Genomic DNA, 24,968 nt, shown 5'->3' with positions numbered 1-24,968 from the left:
AGGGCCTAGGCATCGCCGAGAGCTGTGAGCAGCTCCTCGTACGCCGTGCGCAGCCCGTCGGACGCCTCGCGGCCGGCGGGCTGCAGCGGTTCCCGGACCGCGCCCGCGCCCAGCAGCGCCTTCGCCGTCACCGTGCCGGGCAGCCCGGCAGTCATCATCAACTCCGTGAGCGGCAGCACGAGATGGTTGAGGCGGGCGGCCTGAGCGGTGTCACCCATGTCGAAGGCGTCGAGCACCGCACGCAGCGGCCGCGGGACCACATTGGCGACCGTGCTGACGAAGCCCGCCCCGCCGACTGCGTACAGCGGCAGATTCAGCTCCTCGCAGCCGGAGTAGTAGGCCAGCGAGGTACGGGCCATCACTTTGGTGGACCCGAGCAGGTCGTACGCGCAGTCCTTCACGGCCACGATCCGCGGATGGCCGGCCAGCCGCAGCATCGTCTCCACCTCGATCCGGGTGCCCGTGCGGCCCGGGACGTCGTACAGCATCACCGGTACGCCGACCGCGTCGGCGACCTTGCGGAAGTGCGCCTCGACGGCGGCCTGCGGCGGGCGGCTGTAGTACGGGGTGACCACCAAAACCCCGTCGGCGCCCGCTGCTTCGGCGGCCCGCGCCATTTCGACCGTGTGCCGGGTGTCCGCGCTGCCGGTGCCCGCCACGACCGGCACGCCGTCGCCGACCGCCTCGCGCACCGCCCGGACCAGCGCGGTCTTCTCGGCATCCGTCGTGGTTGGGGACTCGCCGGTGGTGCCGCTGAGGACCACCCCGTCGCAGCCCTCGGCCACCAGATGGACGGCATGGCGTGCGGCCGCCTCCAGGTCCAGTCCGCCGGTGGCGGTGAAGGGGGTGATCATCGCGCAGAGCGCCCGGCCGAAGGGGTGCGGTGTAGTCATGTCGGCAGTCTCGGCCCGACGGACCGTGAAGGTCTACTGAGATCTTCTTCGGGTGAGGGGTAAGCAATACTGAATAGTGGGATATCGGCAGTGAGGCGACCGCACTGGCGGGCGCCGGCTGGGGCCGGCCGCCGGCGCACACTGGAGGCCGTCCGTGGCGGTTGCGCCTGGGGCTTCCAGACCCAGCCCGCCCACACCGGGCAGCCGTGAGCCTCGGCGCGCCGGATCCTCTCTGGCATGATCGTCCCCGGCTGGGACGACATGCGGAGGGGGCCCGGCATGACACGACGGCACGGTGCGGCGGTGAGCGCGGCATTCGCGACGGTGGCCGCGCTGGTACTGAGCGGATGTGCAGGCGCAGGGGGGACGGCCGGCGCAGGGGAGGGCAGCCCGAGCGGATCACCGGATTCCCGGTCGAAGGTGCGCGCCGACAGACTGACCGGAGTCCCGACCCCGTACGGGAGTCCGCCCTCGGCGACGCCCGGGCCGCCCGCGTCGGACGGCGCTCTGCCCTCGGCGGCCCCGTCACCCGTGCCCATGGCGTGTCCCGACTCGGGTGTCGCCGTCATCACCGGTGTCGTGAACGCCGCGATGGGACGGCGGGCCACCACCGTCCGGCTGACGAACTGCGGACAGGAGCCGTATCACGTCGACGGCTATCCGCAGATCGGCGCTCTCGACGAGGACCGCGACCCGCTGAAGCTGACGATCACGCACGGCGCCTACACGGACTCCATCGGGGACCAGGGGCCGAAGTCCCTCACGCTGGCGCCAGGCGAGAGCGTCGAGTCGGTGCTGAACTGGACGAACGGGGTGACCTCGTTCGACCCCGTCCGGCAGGGGGAGTACCTGGTGGTCACGCCCGCCCGCGGGGAGAAGGGGCAGACCGTGCCGTTCTTCCTCGACATCGGCACCTCGGCCGAGCTGGACGTCACCGCCTGGGCCCGTCCCCGTACTCCTTAGGGCGGGTTGACCTCAACCAAGGTTGACGTATCACGATGTGGTCAGCGGCGCACCGCAGGGGCGCGCCGATCGAGGAGGCACCGCCATGAGCGTTACCGTGCAACCGGACTCCCGGCCCGACTTCACCCGCACCGGCGTCGGCGTCGTCAAGGTGTCCACCTGGGACGTCGGCACGCCCGAGCGGCAGCGGGCCGTCGTCGACGCCATCGCCAAGGCATGGCAGAGCCGGGACTGGCCCGATGCCGGACTGCTCTCGTACACCGTCCACGTGGGCGAGGACGGACGCACGCTGCTGCACTACTCGCAGTGGACCGGCGAGGACGCGTACCAGGAGTTCGTCCGCACCTTCCGGGACGACCGGAACGCGGAGATCGACGCCGCCGTGCCCGGCGTCGAGCGGCTCGGGCTCCGTTCGTACGAGCTCTACCGCAGCGGCGCCCGGGGCACCGACGACCGGCGCGTCCCGGGCTGCGTCGTCATCGTGGACGTGGAGTTCGAAGGACCCGGCCCCGCCCGTCAGCGGGCCTGGGTGGACGGTGTCTTCGAGGCGCTGGCGTCCGAGCCGCACCCGCACCCGGGCGGGATCTCCGGGCACTTCCACATCAGCGTCGACGGGACACGCGTACTCAACTACGCGGAGTGGGAGAGCGCCGAGGCCCATCGTGAGGCCCTGGCCGCGCCCGGCGACGGGGTGGGGTCGAAAACCCCGCAGTGGGCGAAGGTGCAGAGCTTCCCGGGCGTGACCGGCGGCGGCGTGAACCGGTACACGCCCGCGCTGAGCTTCAGCGCGGGCGTGTAGCCGGACGGGTCTTACGGGCGGAAGCGCAGCACCTGCGGGTCGTGGTCACTGTTCTGGTCCGCGAACTCCGCGTTGATGTGCACGCTGTCGTACTCGAAGTCGTCGATCGACGGGCTGGTCAGGATCTGGTCCAGAACCTGGCTGTTGCCCTGGTAGACGTACGAGTAACGCTCCGAGCGGGGCAGCGACTTGACCGCCGGGTAGAGCGCGCCGCCGTCGGTGAGGGCCTTCGTCGTCGCCGAGAACTCGAAGTCGTTGATGTCCCCGAGGACCAGCACGTCGGCGCGGCGGTCGGCCTTCAGGATGTCCTTGACGAAGCCGTTGACCGCCTGCGCCTGCTGGAGTCGCTTGGTCTCGGAGGAGCGGAGGGGCGGCTGGTGGTGCGAGGTCAGGCCCTCGTCGCCGCCCTTCGAGCCGAAGTGGTTGGCGATCACGAAGACACTGCGGCCGCGGAAGGTGAACTCGCCCGCCAGCGGCTTGCGGCTGTTGTCCCAGGCTGCGTTCGCCGGGTCGATCCGGCCGGGGGAGAGCGTCAGCGCCGCCCTGCCCTTCTCCCGCACGACACCGGTCGCCGTCTTGGCGTCGCCGCCCGGCCGGTCGGTGAAGGAGACCCGCTCCGGGTTGAAGAGGAAGGCCTGGCGGATGTTGCCGCCGGGCTCGCCGCCGTCCTTGTTGTTCTCGGGGTCGACGGTCCGCCACTCGTATGCCGGGCCGCCCCCCGCCGCGATCGCCGCGGTGAACTTCTTCAGCGTTTCGCCCGCCGCGACCGTGCCGTCGTTCCTGGCGCCGTTGTCGTCCTGGATCTCCTCCAGGGCCAGGATGTCGGGCGAGGCGAGGTTGTTCACCACGGCGGCCGCGAGCGCGTCGAACTTCGCCTGGGGGTCGGAGGGGTCGAGGTTCTCCACGTTGTACGTGGCGACCGCCAGCTCGCCCCGGCTCTGCTTGCTCGTCGACTCACGCTTCAGGCCCCGGTCGGCGACCGTGCCCAGCGTGCGCGCCGTGAGCGTGTAGCCGCCGAACTGGTTGAAGTCCAGGGGCCCTTCGGTGGTCCCGGCCAGCACATCCCCGACATTCGCCGTGGGGAAGGGCTTCTGGGCGAGCGGCGTCAGCGACTGGATCTGCAGCCGGCCGGTGTTCTGTGCGGTGTACGAGCCGTAGACCGCGCCGCCGCGGCGGCTCGGGTTCTCGAACGGCTTCACCGTCACCCAAAGCTCCGCGAACGGGTCGGTGGCGCCGACGACGCGGGAGGTGCCGATGCGTACGTTCCCGCCCTCCAGCGACTCGTAGTAGTCCAGGGCGTACTTACGGGGGTCGAGGGGGAGGGCGTTGATGCTGCTGCCCGCCGCCGCGTCGCCGGCCGGGGCGTACGCCGAAGGCACCGACCACGCGGAGATCGTGACGGGCGCGGGGAGTTCGTTGCCGGAGGAGACGACGGTGACGGTCGGCTTGGTGATCTCCGTCAGGGACTGGTTGCCGGAGGACGTGCCGCCCGGGACGTACTCCGTGATCGTGCCGGAGACCAGCACCTTGTCGCCGACGGCGACGGTCGGGGTGGAGCCGGTGAAGACGAAGACACCCTCGCTGGTGGCGGGGTTGGCGTCCGCCTCCGGGTCCTGGAGCCAGAAGCCCCTGGAGCCGTAGGTCCGTACGCCCGTGACGATTCCGGGAACCTCGGTCACCTGCTGTCCGGCCAGCGGGGATATCCGGGTGGAGCCCTGGATGTCATGGACCCGGACTCCGGCGGCGGAGGCGGCGTCGGCGGAGGCGGCGGAGCCGGCGAGCAGGCCGGCAGCCAGCGCGGCGGCGACGACGGCCGCGACGGCGGCCGTTCTCGGTGCGACGGAGGAAGGCATCAAGGAACTCCGGAGGGTGAGGGATGAGAGGCGGGGATTTGATTTCCCCGCATAGTTCTACGCGCGTCAATCTCTTGGTTGGGCAGGGGAGTTGTCAAGAGTGGGAGGGTGTACGGAGGCCGACGGATCGGTGAACCCGCGCGCGGGACGCGCAGGGCGCGCGGGCGCTCTCCTGTGCGTAGTGCCCGGGCGCGGCGAAACCCGGTGAAATGCGTCTACGCTGGGGGCCGCCCACAGGCCGCCCGGACCCGTACGCCCCGAGGAGAACCACCAGATGTCCGAAGACCGCCCCACCCTGCCGCCGGTGCGGCTGCACCCGGACGCGGAGCTGGCGCGGGACGCGCTCGCCACGCCGCTATTGACCAGGGCCGTCCGGCTCGCCCGCTGGGCGGGGCCGGACACACGGGTCGGCGCAGGCGGCGAACTCGTGGACGAGCAACTGCCCGCGGCGGCCGAAGAACTGGGCCTGGGAGTCGTCGGCGACGGACCCGCGTACGCGAGCGAGGCGTGGCGCGCGGCAGTCGACACCGGGCTCGTGGAGATCCAGGAACCGGACGATGACGCCGCCGAGCACGGCATGGTCACGGCGGGCGAGAACCTCGCGCTGATCACCTCGGGTGGGCCGCGGGACATCCTCGCCATCTGGCTGGAGGCCTTGGAGGCCGTGCACGCCGACGCCGTCGCGCCGTCGCTCGACGACCTGGCCGACGCGATCGGCGAGGACAGGGAGATCGACTACGAGGCGCTGGACTGGGACCCGGACGCCGAGGCGGAGTTCCTCGACGGGGTCCTCGGGAATCTTTATCTGCTCAGTGTCACGGAGGGCGGCGCGGGCGAGGGGCCGGTGCCGCTGCCCGCGCTCGCGGCGTCGATGATCGTGCCCGACGACATGGGAGAGCCCACCGACGACGTACTGGAGCAGGTGTCGGTGGCCATGATGCGGCTGGACGACCAGTTCCGGCTGTTCGAGCCGGTCGGCCTGGTCGAATACCGGCCGGTGGACGAGGCGTTGATGGTCGAGGAGGGCGAGGAGCCCCTGCCGCCGGTGGACGACGAGGACGTCTCCCGGTACGGATTGGTCAGGCTCACCCCGCTCGGTCTGTACGGCATCAGGGCCCGGATGCTGGAGGCGGGGATCAACGCGCCTGCGGTGGGGGATCTCGCGGACAAGGGCGCGGACGTGCTCCTCGACGGTCTCGCGCAGTTCCCGGAACCGGCGGCCCGGGCCGAGACCGAACAGTGGCTCGCCCGGCGTGCCCCGGCCGACGCCGCGGGCGACCTGCTGGCCGCGGCCCGGGGCACGGACGCGGGCGCTCCGCTGCGCCGCCTCCACTGCCAGCAGTCGCTGACCCTGGTGGGCCCGCAGGCCGAACCGGCGGTCCGCGCGGTCCTCGACGACGCGGAACTGGGCGGCCTGGCGCGGGTCTGGCTGGCGGAGTGCGGTGCGACGGACGTACCGGCGCCGCCGGAGTCGATGATCTTCTGGCTGGCGATCGACACCATTGCGGCCCAGCTGGACGCGGAGGGCGAACTGGAGGAACTCCAGGGCCTGGTGGAGGATCTGGTCGGTCAGCACAGCGGCTTCTTCGACGCGGCCTGGCGGGTGAACCACCCGGCGACGCCGGAGGTGCTGGAGGCGATGGGCAGGCTGCACCGCGACAAGGCGGCGGCGAAGGAGGCCCGCAAGGCGGCCTTCAAGGCACGGTCGCGGTCGGGCGGTTGAGCCCACCGGTCAAATGAGCGGCGGCGGGCACCCTGAGGTGTCCGCCGCCCGACCGTGAGGGAGCGTCAGCATTCGTACCGTGTGGTGTGCTTGAACGAGGACATCGCGTCCTCGAAGCCGTACGTTCCCCCGTACACCGGCGGGTTCTGGTACTCGCCGACGACCGTGATCGTGTTCGCGCATGAACGACCGGCGTCGTCGGTTCGCTCGCCACCGCGCCAGGCGCGCTCGCTGCCCCCAGAACGGCGCCGAAATCGCCGGACAGGCGCACGAGGACGGCGAGCTCGGCCACGGCAGCCAGGGGCCCGGCTACGGCCCCCTGCCCTGATGAGCCTCACGATCAGTCGGAGATCGCTGTTGGGCTGTTCGGACGTTCCAGGCGCCATCGGGATGGCACCGAACTGCGCATCGTCCACGTTGAGGACAAGCGAACTTCAGCGGACCTGGCGTGAGTGCCTGCGTGTCACCGTTGGTGGTCGCCGGGGGCGTATCGGCTCCAGGTTCCGCCGGCTTCGGTGACCAGCCGTGTGGCGGTCTTGTCGTGGTAGCCGAGGGCCTGGGCCATCGCGGAGATCACCAGCCTCCTGGCCCCCGGCGACAGCATGCGCTGATCGGCTGCCGGAGCGGGTCAAGCCGCAATGGCACGGTGACGATCCTCGCCGGTTCCGGCAGCAGCTGACGTTATGATGCGGCCATGCATCTTTCATCGTGTCTGAGCTGGTGGCGCTCCTTGTAGGAGCGGCCGCCTCTCATGCATGACCGGGCCGTTCGGACGAACGGCCCTTTTGCGTTTTCTGGATCAGGGGTCGTGTCGTCCGACGGCGGTACCGACCCACCAGGAGACCTCGTGAACAGCAACCCCCAGGCCGCGGGCGCCGACGCCCTTGCCTCCGATTCCCCCGCCGACAAGCTCGGGATGTCTGCCGCGCAGGCCCGCAGCGCGGTGCTGGAGAAGCTGATCCATACGGATCCAGGGCAATTCCGCGTGCTGACCGGCGACCGCCCGACCGGACGGCTGCATCTGGGCCACTACTTCGGCACGCTCCACAACCGGGTCCGTCTGCAGGACCTCGGGGTCGAGATGTTCGTGATCATCGCGGATTACCAGGTCCTGACCGATCGCGATGTAGCGGACAACCTGACCGGGCATGTCGAGGAGCTGGTACTGGACTACCTTGCCATCGGCGTGGACCCGGCACGCAGCACGATCTTCACCCACAGCGCGGTTCCCGCCCTCAACCAGCTGCTGCTTCCCTTCCTGAGCCTCGTCTCCGTCGCCGAGCTGAACCGCAATCCCACGGTCAAGGACGAGATCGCCCACTCACGGCAGTCCTCCGTCAGCGGCCTGATGTTCACCTACCCGGCACACCAGGCCGCCGACATCCTCTTCTGCAAGGCCAACTTGGTGCCGGTCGGCCAGGACCAGCTCCCCCACCTCGAACTCACCGGCACCATCGCCCGCCGTTTCAACGACCGCTACGGCCAAGGCACCTCTGTCTTCCCCCAGCCTGATGCCCTGCTGTCGAGCGCGCCCCTCCTCCTGGGCACGGACGGCACCAAGATGAGCAAGAGCCGTGGAAATGCCATAGCGCTGGCCGCCGACGCCGACGAGACCGCACGGCTGATCAAGGGTGCCAAGACCGACGCCGAGCGCCACATCACCTACGACCCGGCCACCCGCCCCGAGGTGTCCTCCCTCCTCCTCCTGGCAGCTCTCTGCCAGGACCAGACCCCGCAGCAGGTGGCAGCCGACATCGGCTCCGCGGGAGCCGCCGCGTTGAAGAGGACCGTGACCGACGCCGTCAACGAGTATCTGGCGCCGATCCGGGCCCGCCGCACCGAGTACGCACAGGACCGCACCCATCTGCGCCAGACGCTGCGGGACGGAAACGAGCGTGCCAGAGCCGTGGCCGATACCACCCTGGCCGAAGTGCGCGCCGCGATGAACAGCCACTACTGACAACCCGTGCTCGTGAGACGCCGGTATCGCCCTGGGCCAACCAGCGTCTCATTGCCGAAGATCTTCCGCGCCAGCGCGTGACGGCCCTCCTGCAGGTTGGCCTGGGCCTTGATCTGGCGCCGGTAGCCGGGCTCGTCCGCCAGCCGCAGGATGTGCAGGGACCTGGAGATCCGCCCGTAGTGCGCAAACGCGTCGCCCAGCCGAGTGGGCCGACCCTCCCGGGACAGCATCCGGATTACGTCGTAGGCCCGGACCGCGCCGGTATGGATCGAGCCGATGATCCGCAGGATGTCCTCCCAGTGCCGCTCGATCCGCGTGAGATCCACCCGGCCGCGGGCGGCGTCCTGGAACCGGCCCGTAGCCAGCCTTGGTGCCGACACGCCACATCTTGGCGTCCGGCAGATCCGCCAGCTGCGGCGCGTACGTATAGCCGGCCAGGGTCAGCAGTCCGAACACGATGTCCGAGTATGAGCGGTGTCGGTGACGATCAGCTCCGGGCGCCGCCCGCCGTCACGGTCGTAGAGGACATCCAGCACGTACGGGGAGTCGCGCGGGGTGCCGGCCATGACCTTCCCTCCCAGCCCGGCCGCCTGGTCGTTGATCATGTTCAGCCACGTCGCGTCACCCGGCGCCCGATGTACTTTGGGTTCGGCCGCGCGTACACCGACGGCACCGGCACCACGAACCGCATCCCGTCCACCGGGGCGACCAGACCGCAGCCCCACACCTCTGCGAGCGGGATCGACGCCTGAGCCCCGATCAGCGCCGCGTTCGCCGCCCGGTAGGTCGCCAGGCGCAGGTACGTCTGGTCGACGTGCCCCAGCCGGTCCCGCGACAGCGCGTCCGAGCCGCCGATCACCGGGGTGTAGCCGACCTTGCAACCGTGCGCGACCAGCAGCGCCGCGATCGACACGTGCAGGTCCGCGAGGCGAGAGGCGCCGCCGGTGATCGAGGTGAACGCCTGGTCCCCGCGAGCTTCGCCGAGGCCCTCACGCCGGACACCGAGTCGTAATGAGCCGCCCAGGCTCCAAGATCAATCTCACCGATACGGGCTGTTCCCTTGGTCCGAAGGCCGGATCCCCGACCCCAAGGGACTCCTGGCGCTGCCGCCGGATTCTCGTACCGCGTCATCACCCGCACCGGTGTGACCAAAGTGGAGTCGGGCGGATCTCGCGGGACACCGCCTCACTCATCGGGGTGGAGCGTGAGCTGCGGCACGTGGACATCGCGCTGGACGCGCGATACCACGCGAGCACGTACGGCATTCCGGACGACACGACGCTGGAGGCGATGCGGCTCGCCGTCCGTTCGGAGGGACGGTGACGGATCCGGTGTACGAGGGGAAGCCGACGGCAGGACCGATCGACCTGGTCACACGCGTTGAGATCGCGTCCGCCGCGACGGTGCTTTGTACCCATCTTCGCGATCAGCCCGCACTCAATGCCCACAGCCCCCCACTCCGACGTGGCGTGGCGGGTGCCCGAGGGCGCATACTCCAGGTAATGACAAAGTCAGCCGGATCCCGGCGCCACCTGCCCTCCAGTCCCTTCAACAAACCGGCCGCGGCTGCCCCGCCGATTGAGCAGTACGAAGTGGGCGACCGGGTCTCGCACGACCAATTCGGACTCGGAAGAGTCATCGCAGTCGAGGGCGACAATGCCGCTGTGCTCGTCGACTTCTCCGGGCGTCAGGGAAGAATCCTGAGTCCATACTCCAAACTGGCCAAACTCTGAGGACCGTGGCCCCCGGGCCCGCCATCGCGGATGGCGGGCCCGGCGGCGTCGGTCACAGCGCCTTTGCGGCGGGCTTCACCATGCCGCGTACGGTGCGGGACTTCACAAAATCGCCCATGGCGGTCATGTCCCATTCGCCCGAGAACTGCTTGATCAGCTTGGCCATCATCACGCCGGTCTGCGGCTCGGCGCCGGTCAGATCGAAGCGGACCAGCTCCTCGCCCGTCGCCGCGTCGATCAGCCGGCAGTAGGCCTTGGCGACCTCGGTGAACTTCTGTCCCGAGAAGGAGTTGACGGTGAAGACCAGGCCCGTCGCCTCCGCCGGCAGCCGGCCGAGATCCACGACGATCACTTCGTCGTCACCCGCGCCCTCACCCGTCAGATTGTCGCCGGAGTGCTTGATCGCGCCGTTCAGGATCGACAGCTTGCCGAAGTAGCAGCTGTCCAGGTGGTTGCGGTTGGGGCCGTACGCAATCACGGAGGCGTCGAGGTCGATGTCCTTGCCGCGGAAGGCGGGCTCCCAGCCGAGGCCCATCTTGACCTGGGAGAGCAGCGGGCGGCCGCCCTTGACCAGCGAGACGGTCTGATTCTTCTGGAGGCTGACCCGGCCCTTGTCCAGGTTGATCTTCCCGGCGCCGGGGGCGGGAGCGGCCGGCGGCGCGGGGGGCGCGGGCGGCACGGGCGCGGCGAGACGCGGGTCGACCGGGGCGGGAGGCGCGACCGGCGCCGGCGGCGCTACCGGTGCGGGGGCCGCGGCGGGCTCCTCGTCGACCGAGACGCCGAAGTCCGTGGCGATGCCCGCAAGCCCGTTCGCATAGCCCTGGCCGACCGCGCGGGCCTTCCAGGCGCCGTTTCGCAGATAGATCTCCACGACGACCAGCGCGGTCTCGGCGCCGAGCTGCGGCGGGGTGAAGGTGGCGAGCGCGCTGCCGTCGTCGGCGCTGCGGATGGTGGCGGTCGGCTCGATGCCCTGGAAGGTCTGTCCCGCGGCGTCCGGGCTCGCCGTGACGACGATCTTCTCGATGCCGGGCGGGACGGCAGAAGTGTCCACCACGATCGCGTCGGGGGCGCTGCCCCCGCCGGAGCGATAGCTGACGCCGGGGCCCGCCGGCTGGTTGTAGAAGATGAAATCGTCGTCGGAGCGCACCTTGCCGTCGGCGGTGAGCAGCAGGCCCGATACGTCGAGCCGCACCGGAGCGGTGACGTCCACCGCCACGCGGGTGACGGCGAGAGGGATGTTCGAGCCGGGGGTCATAGCTGTCATGCCAGGGGTAACGAGCGAAGCCGCTTTACCGTTCCCTTACCCTTTTCATCGGTTGCGCGGGTGGTTCCGGGCCATGCGCTCACTGCCGAATCTGTACGTACCGCTTCAGCGGGCCATCACCAGCTGGGCGTCTGACGCCTCCACCTCGGCCTCTGATCGGGGCGCCCTGCTCCTACTGTTTCCCACATCGCGGGCGCATGCGTGAGTGGTCGTCGGTGACACTCATCTCACGCCCCGCGAGACGGGCCCGGCCGGCTCCTCCGCAAAGCGCTTGGCCGGGACCTGCCCGATCAGTACGGCCACTGGGGCGGGTTGGTGGTGAAGTGGCCGCCCAGATGCGCGTGGTCGGGGTTGTCCGGGTCGAGTTCGCCGTGTTCCGCGACGAGCTTCTCGGCGTACTGCTCGGAGTCGTCCTGCGGCTCGTAGCCGAGAGCCCGCGCCGTCGAAAGGTCCCACCACAGACGGGTGTTGGCCGAGGAGCCGTAGACGACGGTGTGGCCGACGCCCTTGGCGGTGAGCGCGGCGTGGAAGAGGCGGGCGCCGTCGCCGGGACTCATCCAGACCGACAGCATCCGCACCGACATCGGCTCCATGAAGCAGGAGCCGATGCGTACGGAGACGGTCTCCAGGCCGTGCAGGTCCCAGTAGAGCTGCGCCAGGTCCTCGCCGAAGCACTTGGACAGGCCGTAGTACGTGTCGGGGCGGTGCGGGGTGTCGATGGGGATCAGCGCGTCGGGCGGGAAGGGCGCCTCGCCCTGCGGGCGCGGAGTGAACCCGACCGCGTGGTTGCTGGAGGCGAAGACGATCCGGCCGATGCCCTCTTCGCGGGCCGCCTCGTAGAGGTTGCAGGTCCCTTCGATGTTCGCCCGGAGGATCTTCTCGAAGGGGGCTTCCAGGGAGATGCCCGCGAGGTGGATGATCGCGTCGACGCCCTGTACCGCCTCGCGCAGCGCCCTCTTGTCGGCGAGGTCCGCGGTGACCGCGTCCGGCACACCCTCTATGGGGGTGGCGTCGAAGAGGCGGAGCTCGTAGCCGTACGCGGGCAGCAGCCCCCGCATCAGGGTGCCGAGGCCGCCTGCGGCGCCGGTGAGCAGGACTGTGCGAGGAGCGGGCATGGGGGATCTCCTTGAAATGCTCAGGTCCGTAGACGGCATTCACATTCATGGACACGCTAGGAAGTGGCCCGGACACCGTCAAGTGTGGCGCGGAGGGATCGAATCCGCCCCTGAGTTGCGGTTTTCCGTCTTGACCCGGGCGATGCGGCTGCCTTAGCGTGACGGCGTTCAGAAATATGGACGTCGATCAGAATTGTGCACGGGTCCGCAGGCTCGGTGCACGGCCCAGGGAGCGCCCGTGACCTCAGCCCCGCTCGCCGCCCGGCTCACCCGGGTCCAAGGACCGCTGTTCTTCCCCGTCACCGCGTACGGACCGGACGGCGCTCTCGACCTCAATGTCTTCCGCGCCCATGTGAGGAGCGGCATCGACTCCGGAGCGGCCGCGGTCTTCGCGTGCTGCGGCACGGGCGAGTTCCACGCCCTGACCCCTGAGGAGTTCGGCGACTGCATCGCCGCCGCCGTCGCGGAGACGGCCGGCGAGGTGCCCGTCGTGGCCGGCGCGGGCTACGGCACCGCGCTCGCCGTCCAGTACGCGAAGATCGCCGAAGCGGCGGGCGCGGACGGACTGCTCGCCATGCCGCCCTACCTCGTCGTCGCCGACCAGGCCGGGCTGCTGCGCCACTACACCGCGCTCGCCGCGGCGACCTCTCTCGACGTCATCGTCTACCAGCGCGACAACGCCGTCTTCACCCCTCAGACCGTCGTCGAACTCGCCCAGGTGGACGGCGTTATCGGCCTCAAGGACGGCTACGGCGACCTCGACCTGATGCAGCGCATCGTCGGCGCCGTCCGCCGCGACCTGCCCGGCCAGGACTTCCTCTACTTCAACGGGCTGCCCACCGCCGAACTCACCGGCCTCGCCTACCGCGGCATCGGCATCACCCTGTACTCCTCCGCGGTGTTCGCCTTCGCCCCCGACATCGCGCTCGCCTTCTACCGCGCGCTGATGACCGGCGACGACAAGACCGTCAACCGGCTGCTCGACGGCTTCTATGTGCCGCTGGTCGAACTGCGCAATCTCGGCCGCGGATACGCGGTCTCTCTCGTCAAGGCGGGCGTACGCCTCGGCGGCCTCGACGTCGGCGGAGTGCGGCCACCACTGAGTGAACCCCTCGACGTCCACATCAAAACCCTGGCGGCGCTCATCGAGCGCGGCCGCTCCCTGCTGGAGGACGGCGCGTGAAGACCTCCGCCTTCCTCTACCCCTGGGACGTCGTCGGCGACCCGGACGCCGCAGCCCGCATCGCGGACCTCGGCGTCCAGCAGGTCACCCTCGCCGCCGCCTACCACTCCACGCGCGCCCTGACCCCGCGCCACCCCCGGCACCGGATCGTCACCGCGCAGCACGCCGCCGTGCTCTACGAAGTCGACGAGGAGCGCTGGGCGGGCCGCGAGCTGCGCCCGTACAGGGCCGGGGGCTGGGCCCTGGGCGATGCGTACGGCGAGGCCGCCGCGGCCCTGGCCGAGGCCGGCGTCGAGGTCCACAGCTGGGTGGTCCTCGCCCACAACTCCCGCCTCGGCGCCGAGTATCCGGACACCTCCGTCGTCAACGCATACGGCGACCGCTATCCCTGGGCGCCCTGCATCGCGCAGCCCGCCGTACGCGCCCTGCTGACGGATCTCGCGGCCGAGGCAGCGATCCGGCCGGGCTCGCGCGGCACCGAGCTGGAGTCGTGCGGCTGGTACGGCCTCGCGCATCTGCACGCCCACGACAAGATCGCGGGCGTGGGCCTGGGCGACGCGGCACAGTATCTGATGTCGCTATGCTTCTGCTCCGCCTGCCGCGACGGCTACGCACAACAGGGGCTGGAGCCGAATCTGCTGGCCGCTGCCGTACGGGGCGCCCTGGAGCCGGTCTGGGCGGGCGCCGCGCCCGCCGACGCCGGGGTCGAGAAGCGGCTCGGCGCCGAACTCGCCGCCGCGACTCTGGACTTCCGGACGCGGACCGCCCGTACGCTTCAGGAGGCCGCCATCGCCGCGGTGCGCGCCGCCGCCCCGCAAGGCTTCCAGGTGCTGCTCCACGCCGACCCGGTCGCGCACCACTGCGGGGCGAACGCGGGCGTCGACCCGGCACACATCCTGTCCGTCGCGGACGGCGTGGTCGTGCCGTGCACGGGCGATCCGCAGCTGCTCGCACCGTTCGCGGAGCAGCGGGTGGACGGTGCTGTGCTGGCCGCGAACTTCACCGTGGTCAGCGGGATGGGTGGCAGCCCCGGCACGCTCGTGGACGACGCCGCGCGGGCCGCGGAGCTCGGCGCGAACCAACTGCGGCTCTACCACGCGGGGCTGGCGTCCGACGTGGACCTGGCGATGGTGGCGGACGCGGTGTCCCGGCTGGCCTGAAGGCCCGAGCCTGTTCTCCCACCGGCCCCTTCCCGAGGCTGGGGCAAAGCCCCCAGACCCCCGTACGGCCCTCGGCCGTGTCCTCAATAGCCGGACGGGGCTGAACCTTTCAGCCCCGTGGGGGTCCCCCGGACGAAGTCTGGCGGAGATTGAGGCACGGGGTGTGGGGCGGAGCCCCAGCAGCGCCGTCGTCAGCCCCGCCGCGCCGATCACCGGCAGCAGCACCCGTACATCAATGAGCGCGACCAGACCCGCGCCGGCCGCCAGCGCCACCGCGTTCGGTACGAAGATCAGCGTGTTGGCGGTGGCGGCGGTACGGCCCAGGACCGCGTCCGGGGTCTCCCGCTGCACCGCCGTCATCGCGGCGATCAGCACACACGGCAGCCCAAGACCGATGGCCGCGCTGCACGCCAGCGCCACCGCGTCGTACGGCAGCGCCCGCAGCGCGACCGCCGCGCCGAACAGCGCGATGCCCGCGGCGACGAATCCGCGCTCCGGCAGACGCCGCAGCAGCGGCCCGGCCAGCAGCCCGCTCACTACGGAACCGACGCCCTGCACGAACAGCTCGTGGACGCGCGCGTCCACAACCCCGATGTCATCCGCCCGCGCGACAACCCCCTCGCGGAGGAGGGCGGCGTGGCGGTGCTGCGCGGCAACCTCTGCCCCGACGGCGCGGTCATCAAGCACATTGCCGCCGAGCCCCGCCTCCTGAAGCACACCGGGCCGGCGGTGGTCTTCCCCGACTACCGGACGATGCAGCGGACCATCAACGACCCGGCGCTCGGCATCACCGCCGACCATGTGCTGGTCTCCGCGCAGGGCGGCCTGGACGCCGCCGCCCGAGCGGTACGAACGGGGCTACGGCGCCCTGTACAGCGAGCCGATCACCCAAGCCGACACCGGTTGCGATTTCGCCTTTCTCGCCGGCCGGGGCAACATCCCCGATCCGTACGCGGGTTGAGCGGCCCGGTCCACGCCGTGGGCCGACGGCCCGGACGATCATGCGCCGGGCGGACGGGACGTAACTCCCCCATAACCTGAAACGCTCTTCCCGGGGGAACAATCCAGCTACCCGCCAGCCGGATTGCCCCCGAGGAGAGCCATGTCCGCACAGGTCGACCGGTACTTCCACATCAGCGCACGAGGCTCCACCTTCGCGCGGGAGATCCGTGGCGGCTTCGCCACGTTCTTCACGATGGCCTACATCCTCGTGCTCAACCCGATCATCCTCGGCAGCGCCGAGGACAAGTTCGGCGCCCACCTTTCCGGACCCCAACTGGTCACCGCCACCGCCCTGGTGGCCGCCGTGATGACCGCCATCATGGGGCTCGGCGGCAATCTGCCGCTCGCCATCGCCGCCGGACTCGGCCTCAACGTCGTCGTCGCCTTCCAGATCGCGCCCCTGATGAGCTGGCCCGACGCGATGGGCCTGGTGGTCATCGAGGGGATCCTCATCTGCGTGCTGGTCGTCAGCGGACTGCGCGAGGCCGTCATGCACGCCATCCCGGCCTCGCTCAAGCAGGCCATCAGTGTCGGCATCGGCCTGTTCATCGCGTTCATCGGTTTCATCGACGCGGGCTTCGCCACCCGCATCCCCGGGGACACCGTTCCGTGCCCGTCCAACTCGGCGCGAGCGGTCAGCTCTCCGGCTGGCCCGTCCTGGTCTTCTGTGTCGGCGTGCTGCTGACCGTCGCGCTGCTGGCCCGCAAGGTGAAAGGCGCGATCCTCATCTCCATCGTCGCGATGACCGCCGTCGCGATCGTCATCAACGAGATCGCCGACATCGCCCCGCTCGCCTGGGGCCTGACCGTCCCGTCCGTGCCCGACGACATCGTGGCCGCCCCCGACTTCGGGCTCGTCGGCTCCTTCAGCCTCTTCGGCGCCTTCCAGCAGATCGGCGTCATCACGCTTGTCCTGCTGGTCTTCACCCTCATCCTGAGCGACTTCTTCGACACCATGGGCACGGTCGTCGGCATCTCCAGCGAGGCTGGTCTGCTCGACGAGAACGGCAAGGTCCCCAACATAGGCCGGGTGCTGCTGATCGACGGCGCCGCCGCTGTGGCGGGCGGCGCGGCATCCGCCTCCTCCAACACCTCGTACATCGAATCGGCGGCCGGCGTCGGCGAGGGCGCCCGCACTGGACTCGCCTCCGTGGTCACCGGCGCGCTCTTCGGCCTCGCCCTCTTCCTCGCGCCGCTGGCCACCGTCGTGCCGGCGCAGGCCGCTGCCCCCGCGCTCGTCGCCGTCGGCTTCCTGCTGATGGCGCAGGTGCGGCACATCGACTGGGAGCGGTACGAGATAGCCATCCCGGCCTTCCTGACGATCGTGGTCATGCCGTTCACGTACTCCATCACCAACGGCATCGGTGCCGGCTTCCTCGCCTATGTCGTCATCAAGACGGTGCTCGGCAAGGCGCGCGACGTGCACTGGCTGCTGTGGGGCACGGCCGCGCTGTTCGTGGTCTACTTCGCGATCGACCCGGTCGAACAGCTCCTCGGCGTCGAGTAGCGGGCAGCGGCCGACAGCTGTCGTCAGCCCTTGAGGGCCGCGGTCATCATCTTCTTCGCGATGGGCGCGGCCAGGCCGTTGCCGCTGACCTCCGAGCGGGCCGCGCCCGAGTCCTCGACCACGACGGCGACCGCGACCTCCTTGCCGGTGCGGGCGTCCTTGGCGTAGGAGGTGAACCAGGCGTACGGCGTCTGGCTGTTGTTCTCCCCGTGCTGGGCGGTGCCCGTCTTGCCGCCCACCTCGGTGCCGTTGATCTTCGCGTTGGACCCGGTGCCCTTGTCCACCACCGTCACCATCGCGCTGCGCAGCTGCCCGGCGGTGGACGAGGAGACGATCCGCCGGGACGTGCCGTTCTCGTACGACTGGAGTGTGTCGCCGGCGGCGTCCACGACCTTGGAGACCATGTGCGGCGACTGCATGACGCCGTCGTCGGCGATGGCCGCCGAGACCATGGCCATCTGCAGCGGGGTCGCGGTGACGTCGAACTGGCCGATGCCGCTGTAGGCCGTCGACGGCTTGTCCATCCCGGACGGGAAGATGCTCTTGGTGGCGCGCACCGGCACATCGAGCTTGTCGTTGTTGAAGCCGAACTTCTCCGCCATGGCCTTGACCTTGTCCTGGCCGAGGTCGACCGCCAGCTTGCCGAAGACGTTGTTGCAGGAGTACTGGAGCGCGAGGCGGAGGCTCGCGTTCTTGCAGGGCGCGGACGTGTTCTCGTTCTGCAGGGCCCTGGTCGTGCCGGGCGGGGTGTACGGGTCGGGGCTGACTGTGTTCGTGTCCACCGAGTTGTAGAGACCGTCCTCCAGCGCGGCGGCCGCGACCACCAGCTTGAAGGTCGAGCCGGGCGGCAGCGGCTGCCTCAGCGCCCGGTTGACCAGCGGCATGTCCTTGTCCGCCAGTAGCTTGTTCCAGGCGTTGCCGTCGGTAACCCCGCTGATCGTCGACGGGTCGTACGAGGGTGTGCTGACCACCCCCAGGATCTTCCCGGTCTTCGGGTCGATGGCGACGGCCGCGCCCTTTTTGTTGCCGAGCGCCGTGTAGCCCGCCTTCTGCACCGCCGGGTCGATGGTGGTGAGGACGTCGCCGGGCTTCTGCTGCTTCCCGGTGAGCGCGTCGATCGGGTTCTTCAGCCGGCTGTCGGTGCCGTCGAGGACTTGGCTGTAGATGCCCTCCAGCTGGGTCGCGCCGTACGCCTGCGAGCTGTAGCCCGTGACCCCCGCGTAGAGCGGGCCGTCGGTGTACGTGCGTTTGTAGGCGAGATCACTGCCCTGCGTCTTTTTCGAGCCGGTGACCGGTGACCCGGCCACGATGATGTCGCCGAGCGGCTGCGCGTACTGCGCGATGATCTTCCGCCGGTTGTGTTTGTCGTCCGCGAGAGCCTGGGCCTTGTACGCCTGCACCCAGGTCGCCCGCACCAGCAGGGCGAGCACCAGAAGCAGACTGAAGACCGCGGCGTTCCTGATCGTCTTGTTCATCCCGAACAGGGGACGTACGGGCAGGAGGGTGACGTTCCCCGCTGCCCCGCTTCTCACGATTTCTTCATACGGGGTGCCCCAGCGGGGGAGCGGGAGCGAGCGGTGTCTGTGCCATGCCCCACGCTCGCAGGCGGGGCCCTCCCGCACCTCCTGCGCTGCGACGATCCACCTCCCGCTCGCGGCGGAGACCGGTCAGCCGGTGAGGGTGAGGACCAGCTCGTCGATCTCCGCCCCGCGGGCGTTGGCGAAGCTCCTGTCCTTGCCGGTGACCGTGAAGCCGCACTTCTCCAGGACCCGGACCGAGCCCGCGTTGTCGGTGGCGGCACGGGCGAAGAGCGGACGCTCCGGCACGACTTCGAGCAGCGCTCGCAGTGCGGCGGTGGCGACGCCCCGGCCCCAGTACACGCGGTCGATGAAGTACATGACCTCGCGCTCCTCGGGCGGTCCGTACACCGCGGCGTGGCCCACGACCACATCGTCGGCGAGGACGGTCCGTATGACGGTGTCCGAGGCGCGGATCCGCGCCCAGTGCGCGTCGAAAGCGGCCCGGTCGGTGGGGTCCTTGGAGGTGAAGGCGGCCATCCGGTTCGACTCGGGGTCGCTCGTGTGCCGGAAGAAGTCCGGCAGATCGCTGTCGATCACCTCACGCAGCGTGACGTGCGGGGACATTCAGAGCCTCCGGGTGGCGAGCGTGAGACGGTCACGCGCGTCGAAGAGTGCGTCCTTGATCATCTGCTCATGGGCGGGGGTGAGCCTGGCCACCGGCACCGAGCAGCTGATCGCGTCCCGCGCCGGCGTGCGGTACGGAATCGCGATGCCGAAGCAGCGCAGGCCGAGGGTGTTCTCCTCGCGGTCCACGGCATAGCCCTGCTCGCGGATCAGATGCAGTTCCTCGATGAGCTTCTCGCGGTCGGTGATGGTGTGCTCGGTCAGCGACGCCATGGTCTGAGGCAGCATCTTGCGCACCTGCTCGTCGCTGTGGGTGGCGAGCAGCGCCTTGCCCAGCGAGGTGGAGTGCGCGGGCAGCCGGCGGCCGACGCGGGTGAAGGGGCGCAGATAGTGCTGCGACTGGCGGGTGGCGAGATAGACGACATTGGTGCCGTCGAGGCGCGCGAGGTGGATGGTTTCCGTGGTGTCGTCGGAGAGCCGGTCCAGGGTGGGCCGGGCGGCCGCCACGACCTCGTCGCCGTCGATGTAAGAGGTGCCCACCAGCAGGGCCCGTACGCCGATGCCGTACCGCGTGCCCGTCGCATCCGTCTCCACCCAGCCGAGCTCGACCAGGGTGCGCAGCAGCATGTAGAGGCTGGACTTGGGGTAGCCGACGGCCTCCTGGACCGCGGCGAGAGAGTGCATGCCGGGGCGCCCGGCGAAGAATTCGAGCAATTCCACCGTCCGCACCGCGGACTTGACCTGTGCTCCACCGGAATCCGCAGTTGACATTGTCCTTCGCCCCTTCTTGACCGCGCTGAACGCCCGGAAATAGAGTCCCCACACATTCACCACCAGGAACGCTGTTCAGAATAGCGAACAACCTGATGGGTGGCAGTAGACCGGGAAGGAAGCCGTGGTGGCAGCAGCAGTCTGGAGTGTCGACCCCCGAACCGGGAACCCGCGTGAGCAGGTTGCGGTCGAGTCCACGGCCGAGGAGATCGACAGCGCGGTCCGCGCCGCACACGCCGCCCGCCCCGCTCTCGCCGACCGGAGTGTACGCGCGCTCCTGCTCCGTACCGCCGCCGACCTGCTCGACGAGGCGAGCGAGCACGTCATCGAGGCCGCCGACGCCGAGACCGCGCTCGGCCCCACCCGCCTCACCGGTGAACTCGCCCGCACCACTGCCCAGTTGCGCGCCTTCGCCGAGGTCGTCGACGAGGGCGCCTTCCTCGACATCCGCATCGACCACGAGGACGGCTCCAGGACCCCGCCCTGGCCGGATCTGCGCCGCTACAAGATCCCTCTTGGCGTCGTCGCCGTATACGCCGCGAGCAACTTCCCGCTCGCCTTCTCCGTGCCCGGCGGCGACACCGCCAGCGCCCTCGCGGCCGGCTGCCCCGTGGTCGTCAAGGCGCACCCCGACCACCCCGGCACCTCGGAGCTCTGTGCGTCCGTCCTGCGCAGGGCCGCCCAGCGCGTCGGTCTGACCGAGGACGTCGTGATCCTCGTGCACGGCTTCGATGCGGGCATCGAGCTGGTCAGGCACCCGCTGGTCGCGGCCGCCGGCTTCACCGGCTCGGTACGCGGCGGGCGCGCGCTCTTCGACGCCGCGGCCGCCCGGCCCGCACCCATCCCCTTCCACGGCGAACTCGGCTCGCTCAACCCCGTCGTCGTCACCGAGGCGGCCGCCGGGGAGCGGGCCGAGCAGCTCGGGGCCGGGCTCGCCGGCTCGATGACCCTGGGAGAGGGGCAGTTCTGCACAAAGCCCGGCCTCGTCCTGGCCCCCGCGGGCGACGCGGGCGACCGGCTGCTCAAGTCCCTGACGGCCGCGATCAGCGAGACCGAGCCCGGCGTGATGCTCGACCACCGGATGCGCTCGGCCTTTGTCGAGGGCGTACGGGAACGGGCCGAACTGCCCGAGGTGGAGGCCCCGATCACCCCCGGCGCGGGCGGAGAGTACACCGTGAGCGCCGGCTTCCTGTCCGTACCGGCACGGCTGCTGGCCGCCGAAGGGTCCCACGACCTGCTGCTCGAGGAGTGCTTCGGCCCGGTCACCGTCGTCGCCCGCTACGAATCGGACGCCGAGATGACCGCGGTGCTCGGCCGACTCCCCGGCAACCTCACCGCCACCGTGCACCTCTCCTCCGGCGAGGCCGACGGCGACGGCCGGGGCGCCGAACTGCTCGCCGAACTCACCCCGCTCGCAGGCCGCGTGCTCGTCGGCGGCTGGCCGACCGGCGTCGCCGTCGCCCCCGCCCAGAACCACGGCGGCCCCTACCCGGCCACCACCTCCACCTCCACCTCGGTCGGCGCCACCGCGATCGAGCGCTGGCTGCGCCCGGTCACGTATCAGACGACGCCCGAGGCGCTGCTGCCGCCCGAGCTGCGTGACGACAACCCGCTCGATCTGCCGCGTCGGGTGGACGGCCGCCAGGAAACTCCGGGAAGCTGAGCGACGTGACCGACCCGATCGACCTGCCCGAACTGCCCTTCCCGCTGCGCCCGTACGGCCCCGATGCCAACTGGTCGTACGACAAGGGCGCGCTGACCGGCTGGGCGGGAGCCCGGCAGGACCTCTTCGTGCCGCCCGCGGGCGATGCCCTGGACCCCGTCTCCGACGCGCCGCGCCTGCTCGGCGCGCCGGAGGGCGACTTCCAGCTCATCGCGCGCGTCACCGCCGGCTTCAGCGCGGCCTTCGACGCCGGCGTGCTCTATCTGCACGTCGGCGAGCGCGAGTGGGCCAAGCTCTGCCTGGAGCTCTCCCCGGACAAGCCCACCATCTGCACGGTCGTCACCCGCGGCCACTCCGACGACGCCAACTCCTTCGTGGTGGACGGCGACAGCGCCTGGCTGCGGATCAGCCGCACCGGCAAGGCATTCGCCTTCCATGCGTCGACGGACGGCGAGCGGTGGACCTTTGTACGGATCTTCGCGCTTGGCGACGAGGAGAAGGCGGGCGCGGCACTGGTCGGGTTCATGGCCCAGTCACCGGTGGGAGAGGGATGCGTGGTCACCTTCGACCGGATCGAGTACCGCCCGAGCTGGCCGGCGGGTCTGCGCGACGGCTCCTGATCTCGGCGGGCACACGCCGACCCAGGACGAGGTTGATCGGCTGGTCGCCGCCTGCGCGGCCCGGCAATCGATCGTGCCGCACCTCACAGTGCCGCCCGCCTCGGAATGGGGCAGTCCCGGTGCGCGTTCACCCCCTGGCGGAGGTGGCCTCCGCACCGTACGACCCTGGAGTGATGAAGAAGATGCGCGTCGAGATCTGGAGCGACATCGCTTGCCCGTGGTGCTACATCGGCAAGGCGCGCTTCGAGAAGGGACTCGAGGCCTTCGCTCACCGCGACGAGATCGAAGTGGTCCACCGCTCCTTCGAGCTCGACCCGAGCCGGGCCAAGCACGACACCGCTTCCGTGGTCGAGATGCTGGCGAAGAAGTACGGCCGCACCCTCGACGAGGCCCGGGCCATGGAGGAGCACGTCGCCTCCAACGCGCGCTCCGAGGGTCTCGGCTACCGCACCGAGGGCCGCGACCACGGAAACACCTTCGACATCCACCGGCTGCTGCATCTGGCCAAGGCCCGTGGCCGCCAGGACCAGCTGCTGGACCTCGCCTACCGGGCGAACTTCGCCGAGGAGCGGTCCGTCTTCGACCGTGAGGTGCTGATCACGCTCGCGGTCGACTCCGGCCTGGACGAGCAGGAGGCCCGGGAGGTCCTCGCCGACGAGACGGCGTACGCCGACGACGTACGGGCCGACGAGCGCGAGGCCGCCGAGCTCGGCGCGACCGGGGTGCCCTTCTTCGTACTCGACCGCCGTTACGGGGTCTCCGGCGGCCAGCCCGCCGAGGTCTTCACGCAGGCGCTGGAGCAGGCCTGGCAGGGCCGGGCGATCACCCCGATCGGCACCGATGCCGCCGCTTGTGACGCCGACGGTTCCTGCGAGGTTCCGCAGACCGCGTCCTGACGGCACACCGACTCTTGAGCCCAGCTGAACAGTGCCCCGCAGCATTTCGTGATTGACCACAGCTGCGGAGCGTCGGAGGGTGATCCCATGGAGACCCTTCGCACGCTGGCCGGCGCCGAGTTCGCGCCTGGGACGACGTATCTGAACACGGCGAGCTGCGGCAGGCTGCCGCGCCGGGCGGTCCAGGCGGTGACGACGCTCGCCGAGGAACTGGCCGCCGGGCGGCCCGGCGGCGCGGGGGACTACTCCGCGATGAACGCCGCCCGTGTGTCCTTCGCCCGGCTCAGCGGCGTGGCCGAGGACCGGGTCGCCGCAGGCGGCTCGGTCTCGGTGCATGTCGGACTGATCGCGGCCTCGCTGCCGCCCGGCGCGGAGGTCCTCTTCCCTGAGGGCGAGTTCGCCTCCGTCGTCACGCCCTTCACCGTGCGCGGCGACCTCAAGCTGCGCTATGCGCCCCTGGACGCGCTGGCCGACGCGGTACGGCCGGGCACCGCGCTGGTGGCCTTCTCCTCGGTGCAGTCCGCCGACGGCCGGGTCGCCGATCTGGCGGCGGTGCGGGCCGCGGCGGCGGCGCACGGGGCCCGTACGCTCCTCGACGCCAGCCAGTCCGCGGGCTGGCTGCCGCTGGACGCGGGCGCCTGGGACTTCACGGTCACGGGGGCGTTCAAGTTCCTGCTCTGCCCGCGCGGTGTATCCTTCCTGACCGTGACGGAGGAGGCGCAGAACTCACTGCCGCCCCAGCATGCCGGGCCCTTCGCCGGCGAGACCGACACGCTGTACGGCCCGGTCGAGGAGCTCGCGCACTCGGCCCGCCGCTATGACGAGCCCCCGTCCTACCTCGCGTACCACGCAGCCGAACAGTCCCTGGCGCTGCTGGAGGAGACTGGGATCGACGCCGTGTACGCGCATGACACGGCGCTCGCCCGTAGGTTCCGGGCGGGGCTCACGGAACTCGGCCACCGGCCGGTGCCGGGCGATTCCGCCATCGTGGCCGTGCCGGAGCTCGGCCACCGGGTCCCCGAGCTGGCCGATGCGGGAGTCATCCTCTCGGAGCGGGCCAGCAATCTGCGGGCCGCCTTCCATCTCTACAACTCGGCCGCCGAGGTGGACCGGGTGCTCGACGTACTGTCCCGCTGACCGGTGCAGCCCGCTGTCCGGACGCAGAGGTTCTCCTCGACCTTCCCGAGCAGCCGGGTCAGCTCCCGGCGCTCGTCCGGGTCGAGCCCGGCGAGCGTGTGCTCCTCCAGATTTGCCCAGGCCGTCTCCACCGCGGAGTGCAGTGCGCAGCTCTCCGCCGTGGCCTCGACGAGCACCGCGCGCCGGTCGCCCGGGTCGGGGCGGCGGCGGACATGTCCGGTCTGCTCCAGACGCTGGAGCATCTTCGTCACGGTGGAGGGGGCGAGCTCGACGGCCTTGATCAGTTCAGACTGGCGCACCGGACCCGCGTCCCACAGATGCATCATCACGAACTCCTGCCCCGGGTAGAGGCCGGCTCCCCTGAGCAGCTTGCCCGCCGCCATACGGTGCAGCCGGGCGACCCGGGAGACGGCATTGCTGACGGGCCCGGCGAGCGCGGAGCTCGGCAGCGGTCGCCGCCGCGGGTCAGCTCTACACGAAAGGGCCGGGGTGAAACTGTCCGGAAGTGGTGTCCATGGCCGCCCCCGCAACCGCTCCACCAGCTCCGAGCTCCCTCAAGCGCATCGTCGCCGCGAGTCTCATC

General features: G+C 70.5%; 21 protein-coding genes and 5 pseudogenes. 15 read left to right on the top strand and 11 right to left on the bottom strand.

Translation table 11 applies throughout. The annotated features are described in order from the left end of the window. Positions 1 to 5 precede the first annotated feature (5 nt). Complete coding sequence (dapA, locus tag ACWDO5_RS24475) at positions 6 to 893, bottom strand: 4-hydroxy-tetrahydrodipicolinate synthase (protein WP_450532482.1); 888 nt, start codon at positions 891 to 893, stop codon at positions 6 to 8. A gap of 537 nt (positions 894 to 1,430) precedes the next feature. On the opposite strand from dapA, the gene ACWDO5_RS24470 reads away from it, so the two are divergent. Both ACWDO5_RS24470 and ACWDO5_RS24465 read left to right on the top strand, forming a co-directional pair. Further along, positions 1,431 to 1,856 (top strand): DUF4232 domain-containing protein, encoded by a 426-nt coding sequence (locus ACWDO5_RS24470; RefSeq protein WP_450532481.1) that lies wholly within the window; start codon positions 1,431 to 1,433, stop codon positions 1,854 to 1,856. Positions 1,857 to 1,941: 85 nt separating this feature from the next. Beyond that, complete coding sequence (locus ACWDO5_RS24465; protein WP_450532480.1) at positions 1,942 to 2,655, top strand: antibiotic biosynthesis monooxygenase; 714 nt, start codon at positions 1,942 to 1,944, stop codon at positions 2,653 to 2,655. 11 nt (positions 2,656 to 2,666) lie between these two features. On the opposite strand, the gene ACWDO5_RS24460 is transcribed toward ACWDO5_RS24465, so the two are convergent. After that, a complete protein-coding gene (locus ACWDO5_RS24460) occupies positions 2,667 to 4,508 on the bottom strand; it encodes an endonuclease/exonuclease/phosphatase family protein (RefSeq protein ID WP_450532479.1) in 1,842 nt (613 codons plus the stop codon). A 274-nt stretch (positions 4,509 to 4,782) separates the two neighbouring features. Here ACWDO5_RS24460 and ACWDO5_RS24455 point away from each other — a divergent pair, with 274 nt between their 5' ends. Both ACWDO5_RS24455 and ACWDO5_RS24450 read left to right on the top strand, forming a co-directional pair. After that, a complete protein-coding gene (locus ACWDO5_RS24455) occupies positions 4,783 to 6,231 on the top strand; it encodes a hypothetical protein (protein ID WP_450532478.1) in 1,449 nt (482 codons plus the stop codon). Positions 6,232 to 6,412: 181 nt separating this feature from the next. Next, on the top strand, positions 6,413 to 6,559 hold the full coding sequence (locus tag ACWDO5_RS24450) for a hypothetical protein (protein WP_450532477.1): 147 nt from the start codon (positions 6,413 to 6,415) through the stop codon (positions 6,557 to 6,559). A 135-nt stretch (positions 6,560 to 6,694) separates the two neighbouring features. Here ACWDO5_RS24450 and ACWDO5_RS24445 read toward each other — a convergent pair whose 3' ends face one another. After that, positions 6,695 to 6,835, bottom strand: coding sequence for a hypothetical protein (locus ACWDO5_RS24445; protein WP_450532476.1), 141 nt, complete (start codon positions 6,833 to 6,835; stop codon positions 6,695 to 6,697). A gap of 312 nt (positions 6,836 to 7,147) precedes the next feature. Here ACWDO5_RS24445 and trpS point away from each other — a divergent pair, with 312 nt between their 5' ends. Next, entirely contained in the window at positions 7,148 to 8,191 is a 1,044-nt protein-coding gene (trpS, locus tag ACWDO5_RS24440) for a tryptophan--tRNA ligase (RefSeq protein WP_450532495.1), read from the top strand. Between the two features lie 56 nt (positions 8,192 to 8,247). On the opposite strand, the pseudogene ACWDO5_RS24435 reads toward trpS, so the two are convergent. Further along, a pseudogene (locus ACWDO5_RS24435) lies at positions 8,248 to 9,158 on the bottom strand (Tn3 family transposase); the annotation flags it as partial. Positions 9,159 to 9,370: 212 nt separating this feature from the next. Between ACWDO5_RS24435 and ACWDO5_RS24430 the strand changes: the two are divergent. Together ACWDO5_RS24430 and ACWDO5_RS24425 are read left to right on the top strand one after the other, a co-directional pair. After that, positions 9,371 to 9,642 (top strand): annotated as a pseudogene (locus ACWDO5_RS24430) (1-aminocyclopropane-1-carboxylate deaminase); the annotation flags it as partial. A 51-nt stretch (positions 9,643 to 9,693) separates the two neighbouring features. Then, a complete protein-coding gene (locus ACWDO5_RS24425; protein WP_266542984.1) occupies positions 9,694 to 9,924 on the top strand; it encodes a hypothetical protein in 231 nt (76 codons plus the stop codon). A gap of 52 nt (positions 9,925 to 9,976) precedes the next feature. On the opposite strand, the gene ACWDO5_RS24420 is transcribed toward ACWDO5_RS24425, so the two are convergent. Further along, a complete protein-coding gene (locus ACWDO5_RS24420; RefSeq protein WP_450532475.1) occupies positions 9,977 to 11,188 on the bottom strand; it encodes a TerD family protein in 1,212 nt (403 codons plus the stop codon). A 290-nt stretch (positions 11,189 to 11,478) separates the two neighbouring features. Then, the gene (locus tag ACWDO5_RS24415) at positions 11,479 to 12,303 is read right to left on the bottom strand and encodes an NAD-dependent epimerase/dehydratase family protein (protein WP_450532474.1); all 825 of its coding nucleotides are present in this window, start codon (positions 12,301 to 12,303) and stop codon (positions 11,479 to 11,481) included. A gap of 238 nt (positions 12,304 to 12,541) precedes the next feature. Here ACWDO5_RS24415 and ACWDO5_RS24410 point away from each other — a divergent pair, with 238 nt between their 5' ends. Beyond that, entirely contained in the window at positions 12,542 to 13,486 is a 945-nt protein-coding gene (locus tag ACWDO5_RS24410) for a 5-dehydro-4-deoxyglucarate dehydratase (RefSeq protein ID WP_450532473.1), read from the top strand. Beyond that, positions 13,483 to 14,646 carry a hypothetical protein gene (locus ACWDO5_RS24405; protein WP_450532472.1) on the top strand — a complete coding sequence of 388 codons (1,164 nt, stop codon included), beginning with the start codon at positions 13,483 to 13,485 and terminating at the stop codon, positions 14,644 to 14,646. The genes ACWDO5_RS24410 and ACWDO5_RS24405 overlap by 4 nt, the downstream gene beginning before the upstream one ends. 129 nt (positions 14,647 to 14,775) lie before the next feature. Here the strand turns inward: ACWDO5_RS24405 and ACWDO5_RS24400 are convergent. Further along, positions 14,776 to 15,204: pseudogene (locus tag ACWDO5_RS24400) on the bottom strand (MFS transporter); the annotation flags it as partial. On the opposite strand from ACWDO5_RS24400, the pseudogene ACWDO5_RS24395 reads away from it, so the two are divergent. Both ACWDO5_RS24395 and ACWDO5_RS24390 read left to right on the top strand, forming a co-directional pair. Next, positions 15,193 to 15,607: pseudogene (locus ACWDO5_RS24395) on the top strand (hypothetical protein); the annotation flags it as partial. The pseudogenes ACWDO5_RS24400 and ACWDO5_RS24395 sit on opposite strands and share 12 nt — an antisense overlap. A 141-nt stretch (positions 15,608 to 15,748) precedes the next feature. After that, a pseudogene (locus tag ACWDO5_RS24390) lies at positions 15,749 to 17,154 on the top strand (NCS2 family permease). A 23-nt stretch (positions 17,155 to 17,177) separates the two neighbouring features. Here the strand turns inward: ACWDO5_RS24390 and ACWDO5_RS24385 are convergent. The 3 genes from ACWDO5_RS24385 to ACWDO5_RS24375 all read right to left on the bottom strand — a co-directional run bounded on the left by ACWDO5_RS24385 (position 17,178) and on the right by ACWDO5_RS24375 (position 20,069). Next, positions 17,178 to 18,629: a penicillin-binding transpeptidase domain-containing protein gene (locus tag ACWDO5_RS24385; protein WP_450532494.1), complete on the bottom strand. Its 1,452-nt coding sequence runs from the start codon at positions 18,627 to 18,629 to the stop codon at positions 17,178 to 17,180. Positions 18,630 to 18,821: 192 nt separating this feature from the next. Next, positions 18,822 to 19,298, bottom strand: a complete 477-nt coding sequence (locus tag ACWDO5_RS24380) for a GNAT family N-acetyltransferase (protein ID WP_450532471.1) — start codon at positions 19,296 to 19,298, stop codon at positions 18,822 to 18,824. Further along, positions 19,299 to 20,069, bottom strand: a complete 771-nt coding sequence (locus ACWDO5_RS24375; RefSeq protein WP_450532470.1) for an IclR family transcriptional regulator — start codon at positions 20,067 to 20,069, stop codon at positions 19,299 to 19,301. Positions 20,070 to 20,193: 124 nt separating this feature from the next. Between ACWDO5_RS24375 and ACWDO5_RS24370 the strand changes: the two genes are divergently transcribed. The 4 genes from ACWDO5_RS24370 (at position 20,194) to ACWDO5_RS24355 (ending at position 24,385) form a co-directional block, all read left to right on the top strand. Beyond that, positions 20,194 to 21,732, top strand: coding sequence for an aldehyde dehydrogenase (NADP(+)) (locus ACWDO5_RS24370; RefSeq protein ID WP_450532469.1), 1,539 nt, complete (start codon positions 20,194 to 20,196; stop codon positions 21,730 to 21,732). A gap of 5 nt (positions 21,733 to 21,737) precedes the next feature. Beyond that, entirely contained in the window at positions 21,738 to 22,352 is a 615-nt protein-coding gene (locus tag ACWDO5_RS24365) for a DUF1349 domain-containing protein (RefSeq protein WP_450532468.1), read from the top strand. A 182-nt stretch (positions 22,353 to 22,534) separates the two neighbouring features. Continuing rightward, a complete protein-coding gene (locus ACWDO5_RS24360) occupies positions 22,535 to 23,248 on the top strand; it encodes a DsbA family oxidoreductase (protein ID WP_450532493.1) in 714 nt (237 codons plus the stop codon). An 87-nt stretch (positions 23,249 to 23,335) separates the two neighbouring features. Then, on the top strand, positions 23,336 to 24,385 hold the full coding sequence (locus ACWDO5_RS24355) for an aminotransferase class V-fold PLP-dependent enzyme (protein WP_450532467.1): 1,050 nt from the start codon (positions 23,336 to 23,338) through the stop codon (positions 24,383 to 24,385). On the opposite strand, the gene ACWDO5_RS24350 is transcribed toward ACWDO5_RS24355, so the two are convergent. Beyond that, positions 24,334 to 24,834, bottom strand: a complete 501-nt coding sequence (locus tag ACWDO5_RS24350) for a MarR family winged helix-turn-helix transcriptional regulator (protein ID WP_450532492.1) — start codon at positions 24,832 to 24,834, stop codon at positions 24,334 to 24,336. The genes ACWDO5_RS24355 and ACWDO5_RS24350 overlap by 52 nt on opposite strands. Positions 24,835 to 24,968: the final 134 nt, after the last annotated feature.

The sequence above is a fragment of the Streptomyces sp. NPDC000880 genome (genome assembly GCF_053599675.1).
The sequence above is the reverse complement of the archived record's forward strand: the minus strand, read 5'-3'. Positions and strand labels throughout refer to the sequence as shown.